The organism is Elusimicrobiota bacterium, assembly GCA_028718185.1.
GTDB lineage: Bacteria > Elusimicrobiota > UBA8919 > UBA8919 > UBA8919 > JAQUMH01.
On the sequence record JAQUMH010000001.1, the window covers coordinates 130,807 to 157,732 of the forward strand.

Below are 26,926 nucleotides of genomic sequence, written 5' to 3' on the forward strand. Positions count from 1 at the left end.
TTTTACAAGTAACAGGGAACGAAAAGGAGGTGATTATTATGTCAAATAGAATAGTAGTTTACGATAAAAAAGAAATTGTAGACTTGCTAAAAACAACTCTTGCAAAATTTGAATTAAACCCTGACGAAACAACTGTCAGTGAGTTAATTGCAGAGTTACAAGGAGACGATGATGATGGCGACGATGATGAATAATCATCATAAGCCATCGGACTGTAGGGCGGGCAAAGGTAGTACTTCAACCGCCCTACAGTTATAAAAAAATAATCAAGTTAACGTGTGAAAATATGTTTTATATTGACCCAGAGGACTTAACACCTGAAGAACGATTAAATAAAATTGTTGAAATTTTAACAACGGGTGTATTGCGTTTATGTGAAGAACAAAATATTAAAACTACCAACCTACCTGAAAATTCCAAAATAGAAAATAAAAAAGATAAAATATTTTGATGATTTATATTGATATATCATAATAAATATTATATAATAATACCATATTAAAGGGGGCTGATATATGGAGCAAAATAATATTGTTAAACGTTGTGCTGTATATACAAGAGTATCTACAGAAGAGCAGGGTAGAGGTTCAGATTTCACTTCAATAGATAATCAAAGAGAATGTAGTAAAGATTTCATTAAAAGTCAAAAAACAGTAGGTTGGCAAGTTTATCCTGAAAGTTACGATGATATTGGTTTTTCTGCAAAAAACATTGAACGACCTGCACTAAAAAGATTATTGACTGATATTCGCCAAAAAAAGTTTGATATTGTTGTAGCATATAAATTTGACCGACTTTCACGCAATATAAAAGATTTTGTTAAGATATTAGACATATTTGAACAATATGGTGTATCTTTCGTAGCAGTAACACAACGGTTTGATACTTCCACTTCTACAGGTAGAATGATGATGACTATGTTAATGGGATTTGCCCAGTTTGAACGAGATATAATTAGCGAACGAACACACGATAAATTAAAAGCAATGGCAGAGAAAGGTAAATGGCGAGGTGGAGTACCTATTATTGGTTATGATATTAAAGACAAGAAACTTGTTGTAAATGAAAATGAATCAGAACAAGCAATTGACCAGTTTTCATTTTATCTTAAAGAAAAATCTTTAAGCAAAGCCGCTAAATTATTAAATGCAAAAAACTACAGGTTAAAAGAATGGATTACAAAAGCAGGTAATAAAATTGGCGGTAGAAAATATAATAAATGCAATCTTGCTTTTATTTTAAGAAATCCTCTACATATAGGAAAAATACGCTATAAAGATACTTTATACAATGGCGAACATAAATCAATAATCCCAGATAAGCTATGGAATGTAGTTCAAAAACTTTTAGATAAAAACGGGATAACACATAAATCTGAAAATCAAGATAAACATAATTTTTTATTGAAAGGGTTAATAAGATGTAATTACTGTAGTTCAATGATGTCGCCAAATTTTGCTTATTCTCCCAATAATCATAAATATTTTTATTACAAATGTGTAAAGGTTTACAAAATGGATAAAACTGCTTGTAAAATTGGAAGTGTTCCAGCAAGAGAAATTGAAAAAATTGTTATTCAGAGATTAGCATTTCTTGGGAATAACAAAACTATTATAGAAAAAATAACAAAAAAAGCATTGGAGTCAAGTTATAACGAATTACCAACTTTAGAAAAAGAAAAAGTAAAATTAAATAGAGAATATACCAAGATTGAGCAAGAAGGTAAAAATTTAGTAGATATTCTTGCAAAAGATGAACAAAAGAAAAATAATGATTTTGTATTAACAAAATTAGATGAAATGCAAAAAAGTAAAAATGCTTTATCCGAAAAGAAAGAACAAATTGCCCTTGAAATAAACAAACTACAAAACAGAGTTATTGATGCTGAAATTATAAGAAAAAATCTACAGACTTTTGAGAAAATTTTTGATAAACTTACACCTGTTGAACAGAAAGAGTTATTACAACTCCTGATTAAAGAAGTTATTTATGATGAGGACAATTCTAAAATAAAAATAAGCCTACGCCAGTTACCTGACATAAACTTATTTATTCAAGATAAAAATGTATGTTTTGACGAGAGTATGGTTAGTCTGCCAGGCTAGGACTCGAACCTAGAACAAGGCGTCCAGAGCGCCCCGTGTTACCATTACACCACCCGGCAACTTTTATATTATAGAGTTTTAGAGTTATAGGGTTTTAGGGTTTAGTCTATAACTCTACGAACTCTATAACCCTATAACCCTATAACCCTATAACTCTATAACTCTTTTCAGTTACTACGATGCTCGATTTTTGTATCTTTTTGCAGTTCGTCAACAAAATTCAACTGCAAATCCGATAAAGTTGATTCCAAAAATTTATTCTCATCTTCACTTAAATTACCTTTTGTTTTTACTTTAAGCATTTCAATCATATCAATTGAAATTTTCGCTTGTTCTAAATTTTTTTCAACCTTACTTGTTAACGGATTGGAAATCTTCCCCATTTGCTGCATAGCAGCAGATGATAGTGAAAACAACAAACTTAAAAAATATTCATCAATTTTTCCCTGTTCAGTCATTGCAACCTCCGATTACATTTTTTATTCTTAGTAAAGCCCTATCCCTGCCTAAAAGTTCTATCATATGAAAAAGTGACGGACCTTCAGCTCGCCCTGAAACTGATATTCTTACCGGGTGAAATATTTGTGAAGTCTTTAATGATTTTGCTTCTGCATATTTTCTTGTTTCGTTTTCTATTTCCGCAGCCGTAAAGTCTTTTGTATTTTTGTATATTTCATAAATATCAATTAGTATTTTTTTTACTCCGTCTTTTTCAATAACTTTCTGAACCGCTTTTTCATCGTAAACAATATCTTCCTTTAAGAAAAAACTAATAAGGTCAGGTATGTCAGATAAAAGTTTTATTTTATCCTGCTCCAATAAAATACATTTTTTCAAAAATTCGAAATTATTTGTTTCAAACCCTGCTTTTTGAATAAAAGGTATTGCCCTGTTTGTAAGTTCATCTATTGTCATTTTTCTTATATACTCACCGTTCATCCAAAGCAATTTTTGTGTATCAAATATCGCACCTGATTTACCACATCTTTCAAGTGTAAATTTTTCAATTAATTCTTCTTTAGTAAAAATCTGCTGGCTATCTTCGGTTGACCACCCAAGCAACGCTATGTAATTTAAAATCGCTTCTTGTAAATATCCTTTATCCCTGTAATCTTCTACAGCAACATCACCTTGACGTTTACTCAACTTGGATTTATCAGGGTTTAAGAGTAGTGGAAGATGTGCAAACATTGGCGGTGCCCAGCCAAAATATCTATATAGTATTATATGTTTCGGCGTAGAAGAAAGCCATTCCTCACCGCGTATTACATGTGTAATTTCCATTTCGTGGTCATCTATAACATTTGCCAAATGATATGTCGGATAACCGTCAGATTTTAATATTACCTGGTCATCAATCAAAGAACCGTGAAATTTTACTTTACCCCTGATAACGTCTTCAAATGCAATCTCTTCGGACGGCATCTTCATTCTAACAGTAAAAGGTTTTTCTTTTGATAATTTTTCCGACTCTTCCTTAGAGATATTTTTACAACATCCATCATACTTTGGCGGCTGTTTCTTAGCTATTTGATTTTTCCTCATTTCATCCAGCCGCTCAGATGAACAAAAACATCTATATGCAAAATCTTTTTCCAAAAGTTGCTGAACGTGTTTTTTATAAATATCTAAACGTTTTGACTGAACAACCAGTTCATCATCATATTCTAATCCGCACCACTTTAATATGTCTAAAAGTTTTTCAACTGCTCCTTCAATATATCTGGTCCTATCAGTATCTTCAATACGCAGTAAAAACTTCCCCTTATTATGTCTTGCAAAAATATAGTTATAAAGCGCAGTCCTAAGACCGCCTATATGCAAAAACCCCGTAGGCGAAGGCGCAAACCGCACACGAATAGTGTTAATAGAGTTCATAGAGTTTTAGAGTTCATAGAGTTCATAGAGTTTTAGAGTTCATAGAGTTCATAGAGTTTTAGAGTTTATAGAGTTCATAGAGTTCATAGAGTTTTAAAGTTTAAACCCTATAACCCTATAACCCCATAACCCTATAACTCAATAACTCCATAACCCTATAACCCTTTTAATATATAACTTTGTTAAGCGGATATTCTATAATTCCTTCAGCACCTAATCTTTTCAGTTCCGGAATTATTTTTTTCAAGGTCTTTTCTTCCATAATTACTTCTAACGCAACCCAACCGGGGATTGTAAGCCTTGAAACTGTCGGCCTTTTAAGAGCCGGAAGAATATTCATAATTTTGGCAATATCATTTTCTTTAAGATTCATCTTCAATCCAACCATTCCGAACGCTTCAAGCGCACCTTTCAGGAGTATCGAAAGATTTTCTATCTTTCTCTTTTTCCATGGATTTTTTATTGAATTTTTATTAGCGATTAATCGCGTGGTAGATGTTAAAACTTCGTCTATAATCTCTAAGTTATTAGCCCTTAACGATGAACCTGTTTCTGTTAACTCTACAATAGCATCTACGAGCGTAGGTGTCTTTGCTTCAGTGGCGCCCCACGAAAACTCAACTTCTGCTTTTACTTTATTTTTTGCAAGATATTTTTTTACAACATTTACCAATTCCGTTGCAATCCTCTTACCTCTGAGATTCTTTACTGATTTAATTTTGGAATTTTTAGGCACCGCAAGAACCCACCTGACAGGCCGGAAACTACTCTTAGCATAACGCAACTCAGATATCTCTTTTACATCAGTACCTGATTCACAAATCCAATCATACCCGGTAATTCCTGCATCAAAAACACCGTCTTCAACATATTTTGCAATCTCTTGAGAACGAACCAGCATGATTTCCAATTCTTCATCATCAGAGCTTGGAAAATACGAACGTTCAGACGCAAATATTTTTATTCCCGCTTTTTTAAAAAGCTCAAAAGTCGCTTCCTGTAAACTCCCCTTTGGCAACCCAATCTTAATTTTATTCATTTTATCCTCCACTACAACTACAGTTATTGGGTTATAGCGTTATAGGGTTATAGGGTTTAAACTCTAAAACTCTAAAAACTCTAAAACCCTATAACTACTTCTTACAATACGGTCCGCTTTTATTACGCCATGCTTCGGCAAAACCGGACTTTATCCAATCAAGTGCTGCTTGTTGTAAACCGACATCATAACCTAACTTTTGAGATAGAAACCATTTATGCTTTTCCATCTCTTTCTTTTGCGCTTCAAAATCAGCTTTCATTTTTTCTGCACGCCATTTTTTCGAGTGATTATTAAACCAGTCTTGTAATGCAAAATCAATACCAACATCGCGGCACGCTTTCTCCGACAAATACCACTTGTTGGTAAGAACAGCATTAATTTCATCTAAAGACAATACATCAAGTTTAGGATTCCCTTCCATAAAATAATCTCCGTTTTAAGTTACTTTTTGTTGAAAAAGGCACAAAAACTATTTAAACTTTACCGTTAAAAACAGTAATTAAAATTGCACACATCGACAAAACAAAAGTAATAACATATACCAAAAGCACAATTTCCCTGTGGGTCCAACCGATATTTAATAACCTGTGATGAAAATGTCCTTTATCTGCTTCCATTATCGGTTTCTTGTTATGAAATCTTCTTACTATTGAAAATGCAACATCTAAAACCGGTAAAGCAACGACCGTTATTGGGATAAAAAGCGCAACGACTGCTGTTGTTTTAAGTGTTCCTATTACACTAATTGCTCCAAGCATAAATCCCAAAAATTGACTGCCGCTATCACCCATGAATATTTTTGCAGGATGAAAATTATGATACAAGAAACCTATACAGGTACCGGTAAGAGCAGCACAAAGAATAGCTGCAAGTTTTAACTGCTTTGAAAAAAGAATTACTTTTGTATCACTTTGCAGTATTGCAACAATTAAAAATGCAGAAGAAGCAATCGCAACAATACCTGCCGCAAGCCCGTCAAGGCCGTCAATAAGATTTATGGTATTCATAAAACCAATAAGCCAAAAAACAGTAATTATCTGACTCACCAGCAAAGGAAAATTCATATAATTACTGATAAAAGGCAAATTCAATCCTGATATATTTACACCATAACTTATAACTGCTAACGCGGCAATGATTTGTATTAAAAATTTCGGAAATGGTAACACACTTTTTTTATCATCCCATAAACCTAAAATAAATACAATTGTTCCGCCGACTAATATTCCCATTAGTTGTTTGTCAATTGACAAAACATCTACTAAAACATTTTTTACAATAACTTTATGCCGGAAAGCAAGCAAGGCACTAAACCGTGGAAAGGAATACAAACAAACAATTCCTGCTATAAAACCCAGATATATAGCAATCCCTCCCCAACGCGGCATATTCCTAGAATGAATTTTCCGCCCGTCAGGACTATCGATTACATTATATTTTTTTGCTAACCATTTAGCAATAGGAGTTATTGTGAACGATACAAATAAAGCGATAACAAACGCAGATAAATACAAATAATTCATAGTTAACGTTCTAACCTATTTTTATAGATTGGAAATTTACTGCAAAGCAACCTGACCTTTGCTTTGATTTTTTTAAGACCATTCTCATTATCTTTTTGTGTTATTGCTTCTTTTATAAAACTTGCAATAATATGCATTTCTTTTTCTTTCATTCCTCTGGTAGTAACAGCAGGCGTTCCAATTCTTATTCCTGACGTGATAAAAGGTTTCTGAGTATCAAACGGGACAGAATTTTTATTAACGGTAATACCTGCTTTATCCAATGCTTTTTCAATTTTTAATCCGGTAAGTTTCTTATTACTTAAATCAACAAGCAAAAGATGTGAATCTGTACCACCGGAAACAATTTCGAAACCATCTTCATGGAGTGCAGCAGCTAACTCCCTGGCATTTTTCAATATTTGTAACTGATATTTTCTAAACTCGGGTTTTAATGCTTCCCCGAAGGCAACAGCTTTTGCTGCAATTACATGCATAAGAGGCCCGCCCTGTGTTCCCGGAAAAACTGTTTTATCAATCACAGAAGCATATTTTTCTTTACACATAATCATTCCACCGCGAGGACCCCTTAATGTTTTATGAGTCGTAGTCGTAACAAAATCAGCGTATGGAATCGGGGATGGATAAATATCAGCAGCGATTAAACCGGCATAATGAGCTATATCAGCCATTAAATATGCGCCGACTTCATCACATATATTTCTGAACTTTTTCCAGTCAATAACCCTTGAATATGCAGAAGTCCCTGCGACGATAAGTTTTGGCATGTGTTTTATAGCAAGCCGTTTGGCTTCCACGTAATCTATGAGACCGGTTTTTTTAGACACACCTATCGGCACCGTCTTAAAATATTTTCCGGAAAAATTTACAGGATGTCCATGTGAAAGATGTCCGCCGTGAGATAAGTGCATTCCCATGATTGTATCGCCGAGATTTAACACGGCAAAATATACCGCCATATTTGCCTGGGTTCCCGAATGAGGCTGGACATTTACATGCTCACAATTAAAAAGCTTTGTTGCCCTTTCGATTGCAATTTTTTCGGCAATATCAACAAACTGGCAACCTCCGTAATACCTCTTATCAGGATAACCTTCTGCATATTTATTTGTTAAAATAGACCCCTGGGCTTCCAAGACAGATTCAGATACAAAATTTTCAGAAGCGATCAACTCAAGATTTTCCGATTGCCTTTTCGTTTCGCTTTGAATCGCATCCCATATTTCATAATCCGTTTTTTTCAAATTCATTTTTTACTCCGTTTTTGAGATTGTAAAAAATAAACAATCACTGATTACACCGATTAAACACAAGATTACACAGATTAAAACATAGTTATAGTATCTGTGTAATCGCTTTTTAAAATCCGTGTAATCGTTTCTTACAATTTCATAAATTTTTCAATTTTCGCTTTGGTTATAGAACCCTCTCTTAAAATACTATACGGAAATCTGCTTACATCTACAATAGTAGATACTATACCTATTTTTGTGGTCCCGCCATCAATTAATATATCAACATTTTTTAACAATTTCTTATTCAAATCCGGGATACAAACACAATTATTTTTCCCGGAAACATTTGCACTTGTACCAACAAGAGGACAACCCATTTCCTTTATTACGGAAAGCAGCAATTTGTTATCGGGAATCCTTACTGCAATTGTTTTTTTGCCACCGGTCAAAATCGTTCCAAGCTCGTTAGTCTCAAATATAAGAGTAAGCGGTCCGGGCCAAAACTGCCGCACCAATTTATTTGCGCCGGAAGGTAATTTTTTTACAATTTTTTTAATCTGTCCGATATTTTCAAAAAGAATCGGCAATGGTTTTTTATAATCCCTGCCCTTAATCTTACATATTTTTTTTACTCCATGCCGGTGAAAAGCGTTCGTTCCAATACCATAAATAGTATCTGTAGGAAAAACTGCAATTTTACCTTCTTTTAATTCTCCGGCAATTTCTTTAATTACTTTTTTGTCTATTTTTTTTAATTTATAAGATTTCATTATTTATATTTCCAAACAAACAGAGATTAAATGACATAGAAATTTACTTCGTGATATTTATTGAAACTTATTTAAATTTATTGTTAATTCCTTTATTTCTATCAATTTCCATAAATTTCAATTTTAATTTCAAATTCTCTGAAGTACAATTTTTCAACTTCTATACGAGGCGTTAACTTTTATATAACCTTCAGTAAAATCACAAGTATAAACAGTTGCAGATTCCCTGTCTATATTTAAATTAATGTTAATAGAAACTTCCTTTTGGGATATAACATCTTTTGCTCTTTTCTCTGAGAAATTTACCGGACTTCCTGTTTTAAAAACATAAACGTTACCAAAGGAAATATCAACTTTTCTTGAATCTATTTCTACACCGCTTCTGCCGATTGCAGCTACAATTCTTCCCCAATTTGCATCATTTCCATAGATTGCTGTCTTAACAAGCGGGGAATTAGCTACTATTTTTGCTACCTTCCTGGCATCTGAAAAACTTTTAGCACCTTTTACATTTACATTTATAAGTTTTGTTGCACCTTCACCGTCTTTTGCAAGCATCTTTGTAAGACCCATACAAACGTCAGTTAGTTTGTCACAAAACAATTGAAAATTTTTACCATTAGAAATAACTCTGTTGCCCGCCTCACCATTGGCTAAAACAAGAACAGTATCATTAGTTGACGTATCGCTATCAACCGTCAAACAATTAAAACTTCTTTCAACTGCAATTTTCAAGGCACGCTCTAATGCTCTTTTAGTAATTGCAACATCAGTTAATACAAAAGAAAGCATTGTAGCCATATTCGGCTCAATCATACCCGAACCCTTCGCACAAGCCCAGATATTAACTTCAGAATTAAGAATTAAGAATTCAGAATTAAGAACTTTCGGAAAAGTATCAGTAGTCATAATTCCTTCAACTGCATTCATTTCATTAACACGTGAATTCTTGAGCTCGTGAACAATATTCTTTATGCCTTTTTCTATTTTACTGATTGGTAAAAATTGACCTATTACTCCTGTCGATGCGACTAATACATTTTTTGGGTTTATATTAAGTTCCTTTGCTGTTAATTCACATATCTTTTCAGCATCTTTAATACCCCTTTTACCGGTACACGCATTAGCACAACCCGAATTAGCTATAATCCCGTAAATTTTATTTCTTATGTTTTTTTGTGAAACTATCACAGGCGCCGCTTTAAAAATGTTTTTTGTAAACATTCCTGCAGCAACACAAGGTTTTCCCGAATAGAAAAGAGACAAATCTTTTTTCCCATTTTTCTTTATACCGCAATGTAACCCGTTAACAAAAAACCCTTTCGGAAAACTCATATCAGCCCTTCTTTTTCGTCAAAACCATACATTAAATTCATATTCTGAATCGCCTGTTGTGATGCCCCGCTTCCAAGATTATCAATTACAGACGTTACTATTAAAACATTTGTCCTATTGTCCTTATTCACAGCCACTTCACAATAGTTGGTATTTTCAACATTTTTAGTTTGAGCACTTTCAACAACCCGTGTAAATACTTCATTTTCATAGTATTTCCTGTAAACCTTTACAATCTCATCCTGTGAAATATCTTTCTTTAAATTCAGGTAAATTGTTGACAAAAGACCCCTTTCCTGCGGAATTATATGCGGAGTGAAACATATTTTTATTGCTGCTTTTGTTGAGGCAATTTGTGAAAGTTCCTGCTCAATTTCCGGGATATGCCTGTGATGCCCTCCTATTTTATAAGCATATGTATTTGGGGATTTATATTCCTTGACGAATTTTCTGCCGCCACCGGAAATTCCGCTCTTAGAGTCAACAATTATTTTTTCAATATCAGCAATTTTTTCTTTTATAGCAGGATAACAACCCAGAATCGTACTTATCGGGTAGCAGCCGGGATTCGCTATTAAATCTGCTTTTTTTATTTTCTCCCTATAAAGCTCAGGTAATCCGTAAACTGCTTTATTTAAAAGCTCAGGATTAGTGTGTTTTTTACCATACCACTTTTCATATACATCCGGATCTTTTATCCGATAGTCCGCACTCAGGTCAATCACTTTCTTTCCTAAAGAAATAAATTTTGCCACATATTCCATGGATACATTGTGCGGAAGCGCCGTGAAAATGATATCGGAACCGCCTGCAATTTTTTCAACATCAATATCTTCACATAAAATGTCGAGTTTGTCTTTTAGATAAGGATATATTTCACTTATATGTTTTGGTTTACCTTCCATCCTTCCGGTTAAAAATGAAATTTTTGCCTTAGGATGCTTTATAAGATTTTTAATAAGTTCTTCACCTGCATAACCTTTCACACCGATAACAGCAGCTCTAATCATTCTTCCCTCTCAATAGATTCTTTAGTGGAAATCAACACTGTGATTTCGCCTAATATTTTCTCGGGTAATTTTCCTATTACCTCCGGTAATTTGCCTCTTATAAATTCTTCAAACTTTTTTGTAATCTCGCGGGCAACCACCACGTCCGCATCTTCCGGTAATACTTCTGAAATTATTTCTAACGTCTTTTTTAAACGGTACGGCGATTCATAAAATATTACGGTTTTATCGAGCTTAGCGAACTTTTCAAATGTTTTTCTGATTTTTCCTTTTTTTCTCGGTAAAAATCCTAAAAAAATAAAACCGTCAGAAGGCAATCCGCTTCCTGAAAGTGCCGTGATTACTGCTGAAGCGCCGGGTATAGAAACAACTAAAATGTTCTCCTTAATCGCTTCTTTTACAAGATAGAAACCGGGATCAGAAACAGACGGAGTCCCCGCATCAGTTACAACCGCTATATTGCTGCCCTTTTTTAACTGTTCAATTATAAAAGGTATTTTTTTAAATCGGTTCTGCTCGTAAAAACTTGTAAGCGGTTTTGATATGTTATAGTTCGACAGCAAAGTTTTACTATGGCGGGTATCTTCACAAGCAATTAAATCAACTGACTTCAGGATTTCTAATGCTCTTATAGTAATATCTTTAAGATTTCCAATCGGTGTTGCAACAACATAAAGTACTCCGGACATAATCTTGAAAACCACATATTGCTAAATCTTATCAATTAGCAATTCTTTCCCCTTTTTTTTATTTTCTTTTTCAATAATTCTCAGAAATGCGCTCACAATCTTAGGGTCAAATTGACTGCCCGCACCCTTCTTTAATTCTGCAATAGCAATTTCCTGGGGCAATGCTTTTCTATAAGGCCTGTCAGAAGTCATAGCATCGTAAGCGTCGATAACAGCAACTATCCTGGCGCCTATCGGTATTTCCTCACCAACCAATCCCTCAGCGTAACCTGAACCATTGAACCATTCGTGATGATAAAGAATTAAAGGTGCAATAGGTGCTAAAAATTCTATTGGTGCTATTATTCTCTCACCAATCAAAGGATGTTTTTTTATTTCTTCTCTTTCAGAATCAGTAAGTTTCGATGTTTTTAACAAGATTTCTTCCTTTACTCCTATTTTTCCGATATCATGCATCATAGCAGCATATTCAATATGCTTAATCATTGATTCCGGAAGATGAATCTCTTTAGCAACCAACTTTGCAAAATAACCTGACCTATCAACGTGTTCTCTTGTATAAGAATCTTTTGCATCAATTGCTTTTGCAAGAGTCTGCATTGTTTCAAAATAAAGCCGCTGAAGGCTCTGATACAATTCTATGTTTTCTATTGTAGTCGCTGCTTGTCCTGCTAAAAGTTGTAATAAACGCAAATCATTTTCATTAAATTTTTCCCCTTCTTTTTCCCTATTAACATTAAGAACACCTATAACCTTATTTTTAATTTTAAGAGGAACCGAAATAAATGACCTTGATGGGTATCTTACGTTTTCTGCTTTAAAAAACCTCGGGTCTGTTTTAACATCTTCAACTAAAATAGGATCGCCGTCACGGGCAACAAGTCCTGCAATTCCTTCACCAATTTTCAGATGCGTTGTTTCCATTATATCTTTAGGAATTCCCCTGGCAGCGACAATTACAAGTTCATTAGCTGTTTCGTCAATTAACATAAGCGAACCAATAGTTGTTTTTAACATTTTTATTGCATAATCAATTATCATCTTGGAAAGTATTTGTTTGCTGTGACTTGCAGAAAACTCTAACCCGAAATCCCTAAGGTCAAACAGCATATTTACAAGATTATTAGCAGAGCTGACACTGTTTGTATATTTTACTTTCACCTCATCTAATTCTTTTTTGAGACTACTTAAATGGAATGATTGCGACTTATATCTAAAATAAAGATATATACTGATAAAAACCAAAGCGAATATCAAAAATAAATAAATATACATAAAATATCTCAAAAACTATCTTAAACCTTAAAATTTGAAGAAATTTTACTCAAATCAGAGGCAACTTTGGTAAGCTGTCTGGATATTTCCGAAAGATCAGCCGAAGAAATATTTTGCTGTGAAAACTGCGAAGAAATTGCAGCAAGTTTTTCTGCAGTAACTTTTGAAAGTTCCTTATTATCAGAAACACCCTTTTGAATACTTTCTACCATATTGTTAAATCTTTCCTGAAGTTCCATAAGTTCGTCACCGGCACGCAAATGCACGCGATGGGTTAAATCGCCTTCAGCAATAGTATCACAAGATTTTTCAAACCTGAATATCGGACCGGCAAATTTATGTGAAACAAAAATAGAAATAATAAACACAACCACGATTAAAACCACAAGTTTCCCAAGCATCAAATTATTTATCTTAACCATCAGCGGAAACAACTCGGGATGATTTAAATCAATAATAGCTCTACCGACTGTATAATAAACATCCCAACCTACAGTAAAAGCAACCAGCAGCATTGCAACAATAACAATAGTAATGTATTTGAACTGCAAAGCTCTCTTTACAATAACAATTCTTCTTTTGTATTTTGGTTTTTGTTCCATTCTTCCCCTCCATTAAAAGTTATGATAAAAATTGAATAAAACGTTAAATTCTATTTATATAAATATAACACAAAACCCGAAAAAAGTCAAGTAAATTATGCACTACTGCCTGTGACTTGTGATTTTACTACAATTTACCGTACCAATTTGTGCATTTTTTGCAAATTTTCCAAACAACGCATACCTAATTGTTTTCTTTTTGCCACAATTATAAATTATTATTTTACGGTAATTTTACATATATTTCACAAGAATTCAAGAAATATTTAATAGAGATTAACAAACCGGAGAATTCTTTAATTAAACGAGGGAATTGAAATGTTTTTACTTAATTTATTTTCTGTATTTATTGTATTCTTTTTGTTTATTATCTATCATTTTTTTAAGTTCTTTTTCCTGCTGCTTTTCCGGAAGGTTGAATACTTTTCCATATTCTTTGTTATAAGCTGCCTCTGATTTTTCTATTTGCGGTTTTACTCCATCTATCATTTTCTGCATCTTTTTAAGTTCCCTTTCATTCCTGGCATCCATTTGCTCGTTTTGCTCCCGATACTCTTGTGCTTTTATTATCATTCCACCCCCCTGTGATTTAAAAACTTCTTTTTTTACCTCAGCCGGTGATAAAACCACTCTATTAACAAAAAGATAAACACCGGAAAGTATTATTAATACTAAAACAATAAAAACAATTTCATTAAATTTAATCATGTGATTGTTGAAAAACTTAACAATCCTCAAGACCATTGAGACTTTTTCAATGGTCTTTTAAAAGGACGCCCTGCCACAAACAACCGATTCTGAAAATATTTTATCTTCCCGGGGTGTATCCGTCCAAAAAGAAAGTTTACCCAAATTAAAAATCTTCAGATTATATTCAACAGTAACCTTATCTCCTTTTACAAGCCCGACTCTTACTGATTCCCATTTTACTTTTATTTTTGATGTATCAAATTTTGGCCACCCTTCCACAAAATATTGCCTGACTTCGTTTTCCATAATATTTTTTTCTACCCTATCTGTCGCCATCAAAAACGCACCATGCCTCGCTGCCTGATGTAACCGCTGCTTAACAATAAATATCTTCGCAATAGTAATCGTCCCGCTAATAAACAAAGGAAGAACAATCAAAGCAATAATAAATTCTATAAATGCCTGCCCGCCAAAGCCTAGTGGCGTGGCCTGCCCGCTATGACACAATGTCGCGGCATTACCTTTAATATTAAATAATTTCATATTAAATTACGGGAAAATTCCTTTATAATGTCATGTTTGCATAGGGAAAACAAGCACATAAAGACAAATCCTTTTTTGTAGTCGCACCGCAAGGCGGTGCTGCTACATTTTTAATGAACACTTACCAACCAAGATAGACTACTATAATTACTGAGTTATCTATTACTCTAAGCTTTTCGTTTCCTGTTTCTCATTTCTTATTTCCTAATTTCCAATTTCTTTCCCACTTCCTACTCCCTACTTCCTACTTCCTGTCTATTTAATGCTGATACCCCCCTTGAACCGGAACTAACCGGGCATCAAACTGTGGCCAGAAACAAATAGGTTCTACTCCCCAACCCCAACCTCCCTCATCTCTATCTCTCGGAAAACCGCCATTATGTAAAGATGAACCTTTCTTAACGTTTAACCAAACTTTCGCCTGAGCTATCGCCATTGCCTGGGCAGGTTTTTGTAAACCAATTAACGAGGAAGCATATGTTTCATTGTTTTTACATGCCACCCATTCCATTTCCTGGTCCGGCTGGGCGTTTCTATAACTATTTTCCCAAATCCTGCAATAATACGCAGTATCATACGTTTTTCTAAACGGCGGCCATGGAACAGGTATATGACCTATCATCTTTAATATTGTAAATCTCATTTTCCTGCTTTTCATCCCCGTCCCGGAACCGCCTTTAACAAATTTCCCGATACTGCTATCTGCCCCGTTCATTTTCGCTGCCTGATAACCTGTCAGATAAGGTCCTCCACCCGCACCCTGATTCATTGCTTTCAATGCTGTAAGATGTGCTTGAAAAGGACCCATCATACCTTTAAACATTCCGCCTTCTTTGATATTATGGAACATATAAATAGAATACAAATGAGTTCCTGCATTCAATTCAGATGTCTTATTAAGGAAAGCAGCTCTACATCTTACGGCTGAAAGTGCAGCAGCATCAGCAGCCGTTTGCATTTTTTGCCGGTTCAACTCAAGCATACCAAGATTCCAAACAAGAATTGAAAACATTGAAAGCACAACCACCACCAAAGCCACAAGCGGCAAAACCTGCCCTTTATTTGAATGTAAAAATACCAAATCAGATTGCTTCGTCGTCACAAACACATTATGACCCCTCGCAATGACCACACTTTCCTTGTCATTGCGAACCAAAGGTGAAGCAATCTCATCTTTTTTTAAATTTCCGGACATTAAGATACTCCTCACTTATCACAAATATTCGTGAACTATTCGTGATTTTTTGCTTATTCGTGTTTATTCGTGAATATTTTACGGTAGAGGATTTGGAATTTCTGTTTGCATCCTGGATGTAACTTTTATCGGAACACCTGCTTTCCAACTTCCATATTTAAAAATAGGGTCATAATAAAATAATATTGTAGCGTTTATTGAATAAATTTTTAAATCATCCTTACTCAAAGGATATATAGCAAAATTACTCTTTGTTGCTATATTTGTTTTATTAATTGTAACAGAACAGGGCAAACCGAGTGTCCGCATAGTTACATAATTAGCTGCAATCGCCGGACTTTTATTTACGGAGACAGCCCGGACAGCAGCAAAAGCAGCACCGTTTAAGTGAAACATAGTCCACGATAACCGCGCAATATCCATTATCCCAAAAATAAGTGCAATTAATAATACGGAAATAATAGCAAACTCAACAATAGTCTGACCTTTGTTTGCATGAACGTTTATTTTCATGGCACCATCCCGGCTGCACCTGCTCTCGCAGATGATGCCTTGCCGTATACATTAACAAGCCGTGCTTGAAAACCACTGATTCCGACCCAAGCCAAAATAACACATAGCAAAAGAACCAGCACATATTCCGTCATCGCCTGCCCGCCATGATTTAGTGGTGTGGCCTGCCCGCCATGACTTAGTGGCGAGGCTTGCCCTTTAAAACTAAATAATCTCATATTAAATTACGTGAAAATTCCTGCATATTGTTATGTTTGCCAAGGGCAAACGACTACATAAAGACAAATCCTTTTTTGTAGTCGCACGCCCTTGGCGTGCTAATTATTTACCGGACTGTGTTGCTGTACCTATCTTTTTTGCTCCCGTTTCAAACGCTGTTTTTATTTTTCCACCGAACAACTCAACAGCAGCATATGCAAGAATAGCAATAAGAAATACTATTAGAACATATTCCGTCATTCCCTGCCCGCCATGGTTTAGTGGCGCGGCCTGACCTTTTTTGTTATTCAAAAACCGTTTAATCAATTTACATCACCCCCTTTTTGTAAAGAATTATTTAGCCGAGCAAGCTCAGCAACTACAACTTTCATAAAATTGCTCAAATTTAATATTATCTGCAAGCGGATTGTTTCGAATATATTCTCTAATCTTTGCTAATGCCTTTTCATTTCTTATAATATGTTCATAATAATTGGGTTGCCACAGCCGTTTTTGTAGTTGCCAACCTTGGTTGGCATATTTTTTCACAAAAACAGTAGTTTTTGATTTAAACTTTCTCATAACTTCACCAAGTGTGTATTTACAGTCTTGAAGTATTACAATTAAATGTATATGGTTTGGCATTAATGTGTAATAATCTAATTTTACTCCTCTCAAATTATTCAGCCGAGCAAGCTCGACAACTACAACTTTTTTAATTTGAGAATTCTCTAAATATGGTTTATTATAATTTGTACATAATGTTATAAAATAACATCCTTCAGTTTTATAATCATAATCTTTTAATCTGATATTTTTTCGTTTGTTTAACATATTTTCTTTATTTCACATTATATTTATTTTTAATTTCTATCAATTTCTACAAATTTCTTAATTTCTATCTTATTTTTTACTCATTTCATATTAACTGTTATATTATCTATTGCTTGCAAAAAGGCTAAGTCTAAAGCTTTACCGAATAACTGGACGGCGCCTAATGATATAATTACAATTAAAAAAATAATCAGTATATACTCAACCATGGATTGACCATTTTTATTTATATTGAGTCCGGCTTTTTTCCAATATTTCATTTGCTTTTTTTAACGCCTTTTTTGCATACTCATGCCCGGGATCTAACCTTAACACCTGCTCCCATTTCATTACCGCTTCTGTCAGGTGACCTTCGGCATATTTTCTTAAACCCTCGTTATAAAGTTTATCGGCGAGATTTTTATAATCTTTCTTGGGAACACTTGAATCCGTATTTTCTTTTTCCGGTTTTCCCATTTTCTGATACTCTTTTTCCTTTTTCTTTTCAGCATCATTTTCTTTAGCACGAATCGCTGCTTTTGCTTTTTTAATATATTCGTCCGCTTCCTTGTCTTCGGGATTCAACTTTAATATCTCTTTGAAATATTCTATCGCAGTATCGTATTTCTCAGCGTTAAAATCATCCAGTCCTTTTTTTCTAAGCTCTTCTATTTTCCGGTTAGTCAGCTCCCTGTTCTTCTCTTCAATTTTGTTTAAATATTCCGCCACTTCCAGATTATTCGGATTAATGCTGATTATCCTCCTGAACGATTTTTCCGCTTCTTCATAATTTCCGTCTTTCTTGTAAATATACCCTCTGGTATATTCCAGTTTTTCCAGGTTAATATCTGTTGTCAATAATGCAAACTCTTTCATTTCCTTATCCATATTATTTATAAACTCAATTGCATCTTCATAAACCGGTGTTTCAGAAAACCTGTAATTTTTAAGTAATTCGTTTTCAGAATAGCGTTTTTCACCCTCACTAACCAGCCATTCAAACTTATCTCTTGCTTTAAGGTACCATTTTTTCCTGTAAAAACTTTTTGCTTCTTTGTAAGCAGATTTCAACTCATCACATATAACCTTTATCTGCTCGACAATTTTATTTTTATCTTTTTTGTCTTCATCCCTTATTTTAATATTTTTAACATTAACCATCCGCTCAGCAAATAAATATTTCAACCCTATTCTATGGGTATTACCTAAATCACCGAAAGGAACATAAGCATAATCCAAGACATATGAACCAACTTTAAAACCAATCCCGGCAGTTAAACCGGCTGAATTGCCCAGCTCCTTCCTGCCCGTAATGTAACCCAACCTTAAAGCAATCAACATATCGCTCACAATTCCGGCAGAATATTCACCTCCGATATTCATCCTGGCATCACTGTCGATTGACTTGTTTATATCAAGAGCCCCGGTAAATTGATTATCAGATGAAAAAACCATTAAATACGAAATTCCTGCTTTAAAATTTAACGGAAGCGGGTCACCTTTTATTTTTGTACCGATATTCTGTATTGATGTTTCTATCTGGCATTTTCCGATTATTAACTGACTTCCCAAATCTATTGCAGAAGCCGATGCCGAATTATTATCTATCCTATCAATAATATATTTCAAGTTACTGCCGATTCTTAATTTATTCAGACTCCTGGCAAAAGAAAAAACAACAAGCGTATCCGAAGCGTTATAACTGCCAACCTTATCCATAACATTGTTATACTTATCTACCGACCCCATAGTAAAATACGCAGAAGAAAACGCAAACGCACCATGCGCGGTAGGCTGAGCATAAGAAATATTCCCAAATCCCATTGTTTCAATCCATTTCGTATACATAAAAGACGCTTGCTTTACAGATAAATTAGCCAATCCCGCCGGATTCCAATATATGCTATCAATATCGTTATTAACCGTATCCGTCTCACCCATCCCCACATTTTTAGCACTCATCCCAATCTTTAAAAATGAAGCAGTAGCTGTCCCCTCACCACCCGCAAATAGGTAAGAAGTATTAAATAAAACAATAAAACTCAAAAAATTATATAAATATCGTTTCATTTGTATTGTTATTTAGTCCCCCCTCACCTTTAATCCTCTCCCCAATGGGTAGAGGAAATCATCAACTTTGATCATCTTTCATCCTCTCCCCTGTGGGGAGAGGAAAGAGGTGAGGGGTAGTTCTTTTTATTCTCTATCGTATTTTTAATTACTTCATAAACTGCCTCAATATCACACAATATATCACGGTCACTAAATCTTAATATCTCTACTCCAAACTTCGATAATTCTTTAGTTCTCAATTCATCTCGTTTTTTACCTTCATCCTCATAATGTTGTCCACCATCGGCTTCAATACCGAGTTTATATACAGGAGAATAAAAATCTAATATATACCTGCCAATAGAAAATTGTCTTCTGAATTTTACTCCAGATAAACTGCGATTGCGTAAAATAAACCAAAGTTTACGTTCAGCATCAGTCTGATTTTTTCTAAGATTTCTACATTTACCTATATTATTTCGCTTCATCCCCCCTCACCTTTCATCCTCTCCCCTGCGGGGAGAGGAAATCTTTTTAAGAACATTAGACATCAGACCATTAGAACACGCGAACATCAGAACTTAAGAACGCCTTTTCCCCTTCTAATCGTAAAGCTAGCAAAAAATTTTCGCAGAGCCTAGATTTGCGACTACGCTTTCGAGAGCAAATCTCAGAGCGAGTTGGTGCCGAGCGACTCAAGAAAATTTGTTTGCTAGCGTATTATTCCCAACCTTCCCCTAACCTTCTTTCCATTCTCTGGATTTGTAACCAGATAGATGTACATTCCCCTGGCAACCTTTTCACCGCCGTTATTGACCGTTTCCCATTTGTATTCATCTTCAATTACACTGTCTTTATTTCCTTCAAAAACCAGCTCACCGGCTATATTAAATATCTTTATGTTTGCTTTTGCAGTTAATCTTTTGAACACAATATTTTTACCTTCAACACCGCCATACCTCGAATCACCTTCTTTATACGGGTTCGGATATACAAAAACTTCCGACAGGTCTTTGGCAGATGATTTCGCAAATATCCGGTAAACACTAAACGAACTTACAGTTGCAGTTACAGTTTTGGCAATTTTATCCAATTGCTGGGCTCCCCCGACAATTTCCCATCTTGCTCTAACTTCATTAAGATGAAATATCCTTAACGCATCCTCTAAATCCGACCTTACATCAACACCTTTATACGATAGTACAATTTGTACCGGGGATAATAATGCACTACCATCCGATATCTTAAATTCACACGCAGTGTCATTTAAATTATCAAATATTGTATTATTAATAACATACTCCCTCTTCGCATAAATATCTGCTGTATCTACTACTGTTTTTTTTGCAGGGTCAACCTTAATAATATTTATCATTTTATCAACATTAGTATTCGGCGTTACTTTCACTTTTACCTCACTGTTAAATCCCGCCTCGATAGTCCAGTCGCCATTACTACCTACTTTATTATTAGCAGCCCAGACAGGACCCGTAGATATTAAATTCTCATATAACATATTTCCCGTATTATCCTTTGCAATCACGCAAACATAATATTTGGTATCTGCACTAAGACCTGTCAATTCATAAGTTTTTGTCCCTTTCGGTATGTCCTTTACAACACCAATCGCAGATTTAGTATCTGAAAATATATTAAACGCATAGTATATCAGGTAGGATGAAACATTAGCCGGCTCGGTATATACCCAACTGACAACAACACAACCTCCGGCATCGCTTGGCTTATCAATCGCAGTAAGATTTCCTATTATAGCCGGCGGAATAGAAGTAGATGTTACTGTTTCAAAAACATTTACTATCGTATCAATATTATCCCAGTTCCTTGCCAATATCCTGCCATAATAAGTCGTGTTATCCGGCAGCCCGGAAACTGTTACCCCGTCACTATCGCTACGTATGCTTGATGAAGAATATAATGCAGTTGTAAAACCGGCTGTCGTTGATAACTGAACCGTATAATTTGTGTCAGACGGATTATCAGGTACCGATTCTTTCCACCTCACTGTTATACTGGTTGTAAATACATCACTCCAGTACGGGTTTGGTGCCGAACATAAAGTCGATTTCCAACCCGGGCTTAATGTGGTTGTTGAATATACATTTCCATACTTTTGGACAATAACTCTCGCAAAATAAGTCGTATTAGGTATTAGAGAAGTAATTGTTGACGTATAAACACCGGATACAGTCGTGCTTGAATATATATTTGCCCCTTCCACAAAATTAGCGCTGGATAACTCTACTTTACATTCCATATCCGGCTGTTCTGAATGTGTAAATTTTTCCCAACTTATACTTACACCGGAAATCCCTATACTTGACCACACCGGCTGAATTGCATTAGATAAAGTAGTTTTACAACCGCTTACAGAAACTGTTGAACCTGCACCTTCCCAGTTCCTTACCGAGACCCTTGCATAATAAGTTGTATCTTCCGATAACCCCGAAACTATTACCCCGTCACTATCGCTTCGGATGCTTGACGAAGAATATATTGTAGCCGTAAAATCATTTGCCGTTGATAACTGAACCGTATAATTTGAATTAAACGGATTATCAGGTGAAGACTCGTTCCACCGGACAGTTATGCTTGATGTAAACACATCGCCAAAATATGGATTTGGTACCGAGCATAAAGTTGAATTCCAACTATTAAGATTAATAACAGCAAGATTACCGGTTATATTTCCCGCTATCAACCTTGCGTAATATGTCGTATTAGGTAAAAGTGTATTTATAATTGCAGAATTATTCCCTTTTATTGTTTCTGATGAATAAATTGAACCTGTCCAATCGCCTCCGGTAGATAATTGAACAGTATATTTAGTCCCCGTCGGATTATTAGTAGTATCATTCCAAATAACCGTCACCGAAGAAACAAATAATCCTCCCCAACTAACCCCGTCCGGTTTTTGATAATATTTTATAGTTACATCCTCAATAACCGGTGTCAGTGACGAATTTAAAGTTGTAAACGTTGCAAAATACTGGACATACCTGCCTGATAAATTAACGTCTGCATTGTTTGAAACTTCAACCCAGACAGGAACCTCATCATTAATTCCAAACAAAGTATTAGACGCCCTGAATAAAACAAAAATACTTGTTTCAGCAATTTGTGAAACAGGCGACCAGCTTACAGTAGATATTCTCGTATCGGCTGAGCCGGTATCAATGACATTGGATTTATAACTGCACGGGTAAGTCTGAAACCCTGAAGGAAATTTTCCTGAAAAATAAGCCGGATTTGTTGAACCTGAAAGTGAAGAACAATCCAGACGAATCCTTCCAACCCCGCCGCCACCGCCTCCACCCGCAAATAAAGAAGAAGGAGAAACCGGACCGCCGACTGAATTTATTGAACCTGCTGTTATTGTTCCGGCAATTAAATATATTGAACCGCCTGAACCGCTTCCTCCACCCGCATTTAGAAGCAAAGAAGAAGAACCGTTATCACCGTTAGATAATATACTCCCGATATTTGAAATTGAATTAGAATAAATTAAAATAATCCCGCCGCCACTCCCACCTTCTGAATAGTTGTCTCCACTACCGCCTGTGCTACCGGCACCGCCCCCACTCCCAAAAAATAACTTAGTAACATCCGGCGACCCATATAAACCCCCACCACCGCCTCCACCTCCTCCTCCAATGCCACCGCTATTACCTCCACCACCGCCACCGGTAAGAGCGCCATTCCCAGCTAAACCACCATTTGAGCCAATACCTTTAGAGCCAGCATTACCACCACTTCCATTATTAGCACCACCACCGCCCCCTGCAGAAACTAATGTCGAACCACCTGTCCCGCCAACTCCTCCGTCAGTTCCATTATCATCACCGGCTCCGGCTCCACCGCCACCACCCGCATACCCACCGCCACCACCACCACCGCCACCATCGTCAACTCCTGAATCAGCATACCCGCCGCCGCCACCACCACCACGACTTCCGCCTAATGTTGCAGAACCATTCCCCGCCCCTGTCCCACCACCTGAAGACCCAAGCTGAGTCCTCTCTCCGCCTTTCCCTGAATAACCGTCAAAACTTTCCCCGTTTTGCCCGCCGAACAAACCCGGAACTGAACTCCCTCCGCCCCTATAACCTTTCCAGCTGACATCAATACTTCCGCTTCCCCCGATGGTTACTGTGCCTGCCGCCCTGAAAACAACCAAACCGCTTTTTTCACCATCCCACTCGGAACAAAAAAAGTCATTGTTAACATTCACATTATTCCAGTTAGGCACTCTTTGAATTGATATTTTCTGGTTAGATAAATCGCTTCTTAAATCTGTATGTGTCGAACCATACACCCTCTGTATATCTGAAATAAGAATAAGATTTTTCCCATCCACTTCCTTTACTCTTAAAAACTCGTAATTACCGACATTCCCGTAATCAGTCGTACACCCCTGCAAATTAATCAGGATTATCTCATCCGACGCCACTATCCCGAACGGAACAGACGAACAAGTAACCGATGAAACATAGACACCTGTAACAGAATAGTTTACCCCATCCGGAAAAGTTCTCCCGCCTGACAGTACATCCGTATTTATATTTTCCGGCACACCAACAACAACAGAACCATCCTTCCCTGTCCCGCGCCAGTCCAAAGAAAGATTTGCCAACACCCCCGTCCCGGAAGACCTCACCAAATTAAACCCCCCATCCCCCCAGTCCGCATCCGATGTTTCTGTAAAAGTTTGCACAGAATACAGCACACTATTACTTAACGATAAAAGAAACCCAACAACCAAAACCAAAAATATTTTTTTATTCATTGTTTTATATAAAACCTGTAGCCGCACCGCCTTGCGGTGCCCAATACTCCCCACCTTGCCAATGTAACCACACCGCCTCGCGCTGCCCAATATTCCCCACCTTATCAATGCAGTCGCACCGCCTTGCGGTGCCCTAACACATTCCCCAATTAAGCTTGCCAAGCAGACTGTGTCGTAAACTACAATTTGTCATTGCGAGAGCCAATTTATTGGCTCGTGGCAATCTCGTCTCCGACGGACTACATTTTATGAGATTGCTTCGCTATCGCTCGCAATGACATCATGACACAATCTCAAGGGCAAGCTACTACATTATTTATATATTAAAATATATTTTTTTCTCATCATAAAAATCCTATCTTTTTTCGCTTTGGTTCTGTCGGTGTCAATAATGCCTTTATTGCGTCAAATACCCCCCTGAATTGCCGGTCGTATTTCTTTTCCATTTCATCTATTTTCATTTGTAAGTCCTTATGGGAAGAAATTAATGCTCTTAATTTAGTAAATGTCCTCATAATTTGTATATTGACATGAATTGCCCTTTTACTTCTCAGAACACTTGATAACATTGCAACACCCTGTTCACTAAAAACACGAGAGAACTTTCGAGTTCCACCCCAACTTGATGTTCCAAAATGGAATATCAAGTTTTTAAACTCTTCTTTAGTTAATTGAAACATAAAATCATCCGGGAAACGGTCTAAATTTCTATCTACTGCTTTATTTAAATTTCCTGTCGTAACCCCATAAAGTTCTGCTAAATCTTTATCCATCATAACTTTTTGTCCTCTGATAAAATAAATCTTATTTTCTATGCTTTGTTCAATTACCACATCTTTCACTTTTCCCTCCAGCAATCAATTTTTTTCTTTTCCCTGCCCAATATTTACACAAATAACTATGCATATTTTTTTGGCGATAAAAAAAGCCATACAGCTAAAAATAAAAAACATTTCTTATTCATTATTTACCAATGTAGTTGCACGCCCTCGACGTGCCCTATATTTTTAGTTCTTTGGTGTCACCCTCGAGCCGAAGGCGAAGGGTCTATTTTCACAATGACAATTATTACAATTTTCCCAGAAATGCTTCTTTGGAATGAGCCGGTTTACCCCAGCTATTTACGACGGGTTTGTTCGAAGGGTGAATTTTGTCCCAAGTTACGCAGGAACATTATTTAGGTTTAGATTAATTTTAACTAAAACCTTTAAATTCGTAGAAAAAGTACTTCCCGATGTACTAACGAGAAGCAAATTCACTTCATTATTATAAACGAAGTGAGCCCGCTTGAAAATTTCCTAACTTCATCATACCTATATATAATTAAATAGCAATCTATTTTTTATTCACGGAGGTCGGACCCACCGGACCGACTGAGTCTATGCGCGGAAGTCGGAGCAACTGCACCGACTGAGCACATGATCCCTAACCTGCGGTTAGGGACACAACAAAAAAAAACCTTCCGGCTTTTTTATGTTTAATTAAAACAATAGAGTCTGTCTCATTTTTATGTTAACCAAGTTAACGCCGTCCCTGTGGAACTATTTGAGGTCACAATTTGTGACCTCAAGTTTTTAAAAACCTAAAAACAATCTTATAATAATCAAAATCACCGGTTATTCCGGGTTCTATCTTATAAAAATATTTCCAATCGTTTATCATCTTATCAAAACCAGAACCAATATTTTTGATGGTTCGGGTCAACCCGCCAACAGACAGAAATATAGTTTCATAAATATTCCGCTGCTTCATTTTTCACTTGACATATTTTATGCTTTTGTTATACTAATAGTGGAATTGCTTGAGTCTTGATTAGTCGCCTTCATGGTGTGCGTTCTCAAAAGAGATAGGGACTCAAGACAAAAACAGAAAATCTTAAATATATTTTTAATACAACATAGAATTTGGATCGGGGTGTCCCCGGTCGGTAAAAGGCCTCTCAAAGGGGCTTTTTATTTTATGGGAACAACTTCAATCCCCAACCGTCATATTTACCCTTTTTATCACAATATATCTTTTCTTCTATAATATTAAACGGAATATAAGGTTCTTTAGGATTTATCAAGTCACCAGTTTCATCTAAAAAGAAATGATATTTCATTATTTTCAAACCTTATTTTTACACACTTTAAAAAAAGCCTGTTCCCTTTTCCAATCAGCCTTCATTACCAGCAGAACCCCTGAATAGGATTTTTCCTGTCTTTTTAGAAATGATAATTACAGTGCTACTTCTAATCATATAAGAAGAGTTTCTCGGCTTATTATACACGATATACCAGCAAGGGTCATTTTTATCACGAAATTTATAACAATGAAATGTTTTAGGTTTCTTGCTATAAACAGTGAAATTATCTTTATTTGGCTTAAAACACCCAATCGCAATTTTAACAGCTTTAATTTTCGTTATCATTTTTGTTTAATATAAAATATCATCTACTAGCACATCTTTTGTAAGTCAAACATTCAAACACCGTTCCGTTGCCCTTTTCGGCTATACAGCAAAACAATTAGTATTGTGTCCCCCGATTCAGTGTCCGATTCGAGGTTGTGTTCCAAAAAAAATACGGGGCTAAGAGGAATCGAACCTCTCACGCTCAACCCCATATGTAAAGGGTATTCTATTTGAAAAGACATATCTTCTCTTTTGATTTTGG

The 26,926-nt window shown here is 35.8% G+C and carries 29 protein-coding genes and 1 tRNA gene; 3 read left to right on the forward strand and 27 right to left on the reverse strand.

Annotated features, from left to right (window positions below; all coding sequences use genetic code 11):
• Positions 1 to 38 precede the first annotated feature (38 nt).
• The 3 genes from PHE88_00685 (at position 39) to PHE88_00695 (ending at position 2,105) form a co-directional block, all read left to right on the forward strand.
• Positions 39 to 194: a hypothetical protein gene (locus tag PHE88_00685; GenBank protein ID MDD5686336.1), complete on the forward strand. Its 156-nt coding sequence runs from the start codon at positions 39 to 41 to the stop codon at positions 192 to 194.
• A gap of 92 nt (positions 195 to 286) precedes the next feature.
• Positions 287 to 451, forward strand: a complete 165-nt coding sequence (locus PHE88_00690) for a hypothetical protein (protein ID MDD5686337.1) — start codon at positions 287 to 289, stop codon at positions 449 to 451.
• Between the two features lie 64 nt (positions 452 to 515).
• Positions 516 to 2,105 carry a recombinase family protein gene (locus PHE88_00695; GenBank protein ID MDD5686338.1) on the forward strand — a complete coding sequence of 530 codons (1,590 nt, stop codon included), beginning with the start codon at positions 516 to 518 and terminating at the stop codon, positions 2,103 to 2,105.
• Here PHE88_00695 and PHE88_00700 read toward each other — a convergent pair.
• The 27 genes from PHE88_00700 to PHE88_00830 form a co-directional block, all read right to left on the reverse strand.
• Positions 2,094 to 2,164: transfer RNA gene (locus PHE88_00700), tRNA-Gln, on the reverse strand. The genes PHE88_00695 and PHE88_00700 overlap by 12 nt on opposite strands.
• A 108-nt stretch (positions 2,165 to 2,272) precedes the next feature.
• Positions 2,273 to 2,563, reverse strand: coding sequence for a DUF1844 domain-containing protein (locus PHE88_00705; GenBank protein ID MDD5686339.1), 291 nt, complete (start codon positions 2,561 to 2,563; stop codon positions 2,273 to 2,275).
• On the reverse strand, positions 2,556 to 3,974 hold the full coding sequence (gene gltX / locus PHE88_00710; GenBank protein MDD5686340.1) for a glutamate--tRNA ligase: 1,419 nt from the start codon (positions 3,972 to 3,974) through the stop codon (positions 2,556 to 2,558). Before gltX ends, PHE88_00705 begins: the two co-directional genes overlap by 8 nt.
• Positions 3,975 to 4,149: 175 nt before the next feature.
• A complete protein-coding gene (hisG, locus tag PHE88_00715; GenBank protein MDD5686341.1) occupies positions 4,150 to 5,022 on the reverse strand; it encodes an ATP phosphoribosyltransferase in 873 nt (290 codons plus the stop codon).
• Between the two features lie 94 nt (positions 5,023 to 5,116).
• Positions 5,117 to 5,446 carry a hypothetical protein gene (locus PHE88_00720; protein MDD5686342.1) on the reverse strand — a complete coding sequence of 110 codons (330 nt, stop codon included), beginning with the start codon at positions 5,444 to 5,446 and terminating at the stop codon, positions 5,117 to 5,119.
• Between the two features lie 52 nt (positions 5,447 to 5,498).
• A complete protein-coding gene (locus PHE88_00725) occupies positions 5,499 to 6,548 on the reverse strand; it encodes an MraY family glycosyltransferase (protein MDD5686343.1) in 1,050 nt (349 codons plus the stop codon).
• Positions 6,549 to 6,550: 2 nt separating this feature from the next.
• The gene (locus PHE88_00730; protein MDD5686344.1) at positions 6,551 to 7,798 is read right to left on the reverse strand and encodes a serine hydroxymethyltransferase; all 1,248 of its coding nucleotides are present in this window, start codon (positions 7,796 to 7,798) and stop codon (positions 6,551 to 6,553) included.
• A gap of 131 nt (positions 7,799 to 7,929) precedes the next feature.
• Positions 7,930 to 8,553, reverse strand: a complete 624-nt coding sequence (locus tag PHE88_00735) for an L-threonylcarbamoyladenylate synthase (protein ID MDD5686345.1) — start codon at positions 8,551 to 8,553, stop codon at positions 7,930 to 7,932.
• 153 nt (positions 8,554 to 8,706) lie between these two features.
• Positions 8,707 to 9,888: a bifunctional glutamate N-acetyltransferase/amino-acid acetyltransferase ArgJ gene (gene argJ / locus PHE88_00740; GenBank protein ID MDD5686346.1), complete on the reverse strand. Its 1,182-nt coding sequence runs from the start codon at positions 9,886 to 9,888 to the stop codon at positions 8,707 to 8,709.
• Positions 9,885 to 10,898 carry an N-acetyl-gamma-glutamyl-phosphate reductase gene (gene argC / locus PHE88_00745; GenBank protein ID MDD5686347.1) on the reverse strand — a complete coding sequence of 338 codons (1,014 nt, stop codon included), beginning with the start codon at positions 10,896 to 10,898 and terminating at the stop codon, positions 9,885 to 9,887. The genes argJ and argC overlap by 4 nt, the downstream gene beginning before the upstream one ends.
• On the reverse strand, positions 10,895 to 11,587 hold the full coding sequence (gene rsmI, locus PHE88_00750) for a 16S rRNA (cytidine(1402)-2'-O)-methyltransferase (protein MDD5686348.1): 693 nt from the start codon (positions 11,585 to 11,587) through the stop codon (positions 10,895 to 10,897). Before rsmI ends, argC begins: the two co-directional genes overlap by 4 nt.
• Before the next feature lie 21 nt (positions 11,588 to 11,608).
• Positions 11,609 to 12,862, reverse strand: a complete 1,254-nt coding sequence (locus PHE88_00755) for a GAF domain-containing protein (GenBank protein ID MDD5686349.1) — start codon at positions 12,860 to 12,862, stop codon at positions 11,609 to 11,611.
• A 20-nt stretch (positions 12,863 to 12,882) separates the two neighbouring features.
• Positions 12,883 to 13,464 carry a HAMP domain-containing protein gene (locus PHE88_00760; GenBank protein MDD5686350.1) on the reverse strand — a complete coding sequence of 194 codons (582 nt, stop codon included), beginning with the start codon at positions 13,462 to 13,464 and terminating at the stop codon, positions 12,883 to 12,885.
• A 333-nt stretch (positions 13,465 to 13,797) separates the two neighbouring features.
• Entirely contained in the window at positions 13,798 to 14,172 is a 375-nt protein-coding gene (locus PHE88_00765) for a hypothetical protein (GenBank protein ID MDD5686351.1), read from the reverse strand.
• Between the two features lie 57 nt (positions 14,173 to 14,229).
• Positions 14,230 to 14,697 carry a pilus assembly protein gene (locus tag PHE88_00770; protein ID MDD5686352.1) on the reverse strand — a complete coding sequence of 156 codons (468 nt, stop codon included), beginning with the start codon at positions 14,695 to 14,697 and terminating at the stop codon, positions 14,230 to 14,232.
• A gap of 259 nt (positions 14,698 to 14,956) precedes the next feature.
• Positions 14,957 to 15,892, reverse strand: a complete 936-nt coding sequence (locus PHE88_00775) for a pilus assembly protein TadG-related protein (protein MDD5686353.1) — start codon at positions 15,890 to 15,892, stop codon at positions 14,957 to 14,959.
• Between the two features lie 78 nt (positions 15,893 to 15,970).
• Positions 15,971 to 16,405 (reverse strand): pilus assembly protein, encoded by a 435-nt coding sequence (locus PHE88_00780; GenBank protein MDD5686354.1) that lies wholly within the window; start codon positions 16,403 to 16,405, stop codon positions 15,971 to 15,973.
• Positions 16,402 to 16,539 (reverse strand): hypothetical protein, encoded by a 138-nt coding sequence (locus PHE88_00785; GenBank protein MDD5686355.1) that lies wholly within the window; start codon positions 16,537 to 16,539, stop codon positions 16,402 to 16,404. The genes PHE88_00780 and PHE88_00785 overlap by 4 nt, the downstream gene beginning before the upstream one ends.
• A 187-nt stretch (positions 16,540 to 16,726) precedes the next feature.
• Positions 16,727 to 16,930, reverse strand: a complete 204-nt coding sequence (locus PHE88_00790; protein MDD5686356.1) for a hypothetical protein — start codon at positions 16,928 to 16,930, stop codon at positions 16,727 to 16,729.
• A 45-nt stretch (positions 16,931 to 16,975) separates the two neighbouring features.
• Positions 16,976 to 17,437: a transposase gene (locus PHE88_00795; GenBank protein MDD5686357.1), complete on the reverse strand. Its 462-nt coding sequence runs from the start codon at positions 17,435 to 17,437 to the stop codon at positions 16,976 to 16,978.
• A 222-nt stretch (positions 17,438 to 17,659) separates the two neighbouring features.
• Positions 17,660 to 19,486: a PorV/PorQ family protein gene (locus PHE88_00800; protein MDD5686358.1), complete on the reverse strand. Its 1,827-nt coding sequence runs from the start codon at positions 19,484 to 19,486 to the stop codon at positions 17,660 to 17,662.
• A gap of 71 nt (positions 19,487 to 19,557) precedes the next feature.
• Positions 19,558 to 19,956 carry an endonuclease domain-containing protein gene (locus PHE88_00805; protein ID MDD5686359.1) on the reverse strand — a complete coding sequence of 133 codons (399 nt, stop codon included), beginning with the start codon at positions 19,954 to 19,956 and terminating at the stop codon, positions 19,558 to 19,560.
• Between the two features lie 224 nt (positions 19,957 to 20,180).
• A complete protein-coding gene (locus PHE88_00810; GenBank protein MDD5686360.1) occupies positions 20,181 to 24,272 on the reverse strand; it encodes a fibronectin type III domain-containing protein in 4,092 nt (1,363 codons plus the stop codon).
• 344 nt (positions 24,273 to 24,616) lie between these two features.
• Positions 24,617 to 25,114, reverse strand: coding sequence for an ORF6N domain-containing protein (locus PHE88_00815; protein ID MDD5686361.1), 498 nt, complete (start codon positions 25,112 to 25,114; stop codon positions 24,617 to 24,619).
• A 724-nt stretch (positions 25,115 to 25,838) separates the two neighbouring features.
• Positions 25,839 to 26,024, reverse strand: a complete 186-nt coding sequence (locus tag PHE88_00820) for a hypothetical protein (GenBank protein MDD5686362.1) — start codon at positions 26,022 to 26,024, stop codon at positions 25,839 to 25,841.
• A gap of 205 nt (positions 26,025 to 26,229) precedes the next feature.
• Entirely contained in the window at positions 26,230 to 26,373 is a 144-nt protein-coding gene (locus PHE88_00825) for a hypothetical protein (protein MDD5686363.1), read from the reverse strand.
• 54 nt (positions 26,374 to 26,427) lie between these two features.
• On the reverse strand, positions 26,428 to 26,682 hold the full coding sequence (locus PHE88_00830; GenBank protein ID MDD5686364.1) for a hypothetical protein: 255 nt from the start codon (positions 26,680 to 26,682) through the stop codon (positions 26,428 to 26,430).
• Positions 26,683 to 26,926: the final 244 nt, after the last annotated feature.

Coding starts and splice junctions, on each gene's coding strand:
- PHE88_00825 (MDD5686363.1), bottom strand. CDS start 26,373: ATGAAATATCATTTCTTTTTAGATGAAACTGGTGACTTGATAAATCCT.
- PHE88_00780 (MDD5686354.1), bottom strand. CDS start 16,405: ATGAAAATAAACGTTCATGCAAACAAAGGTCAGACTATTGTTGAGTTT.
- PHE88_00775 (MDD5686353.1), bottom strand. CDS start 15,892: ATGTCCGGAAATTTAAAAAAAGATGAGATTGCTTCACCTTTGGTTCGC.
- rsmI (MDD5686348.1), bottom strand. CDS start 11,587: ATGTCCGGAGTACTTTATGTTGTTGCAACACCGATTGGAAATCTTAAA.
- PHE88_00690 (MDD5686337.1), top strand. CDS start 287: ATGTTTTATATTGACCCAGAGGACTTAACACCTGAAGAACGATTAAAT.
- PHE88_00765 (MDD5686351.1), bottom strand. CDS start 14,172: ATGATTAAATTTAATGAAATTGTTTTTATTGTTTTAGTATTAATAATA.
- PHE88_00760 (MDD5686350.1), bottom strand. CDS start 13,464: ATGGAACAAAAACCAAAATACAAAAGAAGAATTGTTATTGTAAAGAGA.
- PHE88_00810 (MDD5686360.1), bottom strand. CDS start 24,272: ATGAATAAAAAAATATTTTTGGTTTTGGTTGTTGGGTTTCTTTTATCG.
- PHE88_00830 (MDD5686364.1), bottom strand. CDS start 26,682: ATGATAACGAAAATTAAAGCTGTTAAAATTGCGATTGGGTGTTTTAAG.
- hisG (MDD5686341.1), bottom strand. CDS start 5,022: ATGAATAAAATTAAGATTGGGTTGCCAAAGGGGAGTTTACAGGAAGCG.
- argC (MDD5686347.1), bottom strand. CDS start 10,898: ATGATTAGAGCTGCTGTTATCGGTGTGAAAGGTTATGCAGGTGAAGAA.
- PHE88_00800 (MDD5686358.1), bottom strand. CDS start 19,486: ATGAAACGATATTTATATAATTTTTTGAGTTTTATTGTTTTATTTAAT.
- PHE88_00725 (MDD5686343.1), bottom strand. CDS start 6,548: ATGAATTATTTGTATTTATCTGCGTTTGTTATCGCTTTATTTGTATCG.
- PHE88_00785 (MDD5686355.1), bottom strand. CDS start 16,539: ATGACGGAATATGTGCTGGTTCTTTTGCTATGTGTTATTTTGGCTTGG.
- PHE88_00805 (MDD5686359.1), bottom strand. CDS start 19,956: ATGAAGCGAAATAATATAGGTAAATGTAGAAATCTTAGAAAAAATCAG.
- PHE88_00795 (MDD5686357.1), bottom strand. CDS start 17,437: ATGTTAAACAAACGAAAAAATATCAGATTAAAAGATTATGATTATAAA.
- PHE88_00770 (MDD5686352.1), bottom strand. CDS start 14,697: ATGAAATTATTTAATATTAAAGGTAATGCCGCGACATTGTGTCATAGC.
- PHE88_00735 (MDD5686345.1), bottom strand. CDS start 8,553: ATGAAATCTTATAAATTAAAAAAAATAGACAAAAAAGTAATTAAAGAA.
- PHE88_00705 (MDD5686339.1), bottom strand. CDS start 2,563: ATGACTGAACAGGGAAAAATTGATGAATATTTTTTAAGTTTGTTGTTT.
- PHE88_00820 (MDD5686362.1), bottom strand. CDS start 26,024: ATGAAGCAGCGGAATATTTATGAAACTATATTTCTGTCTGTTGGCGGG.
- PHE88_00730 (MDD5686344.1), bottom strand. CDS start 7,798: ATGAATTTGAAAAAAACGGATTATGAAATATGGGATGCGATTCAAAGC.
- PHE88_00685 (MDD5686336.1), top strand. CDS start 39: ATGTCAAATAGAATAGTAGTTTACGATAAAAAAGAAATTGTAGACTTG.
- PHE88_00695 (MDD5686338.1), top strand. CDS start 516: ATGGAGCAAAATAATATTGTTAAACGTTGTGCTGTATATACAAGAGTA.
- PHE88_00720 (MDD5686342.1), bottom strand. CDS start 5,446: ATGGAAGGGAATCCTAAACTTGATGTATTGTCTTTAGATGAAATTAAT.
- PHE88_00755 (MDD5686349.1), bottom strand. CDS start 12,862: ATGTATATTTATTTATTTTTGATATTCGCTTTGGTTTTTATCAGTATA.
- argJ (MDD5686346.1), bottom strand. CDS start 9,888: ATGAGTTTTCCGAAAGGGTTTTTTGTTAACGGGTTACATTGCGGTATA.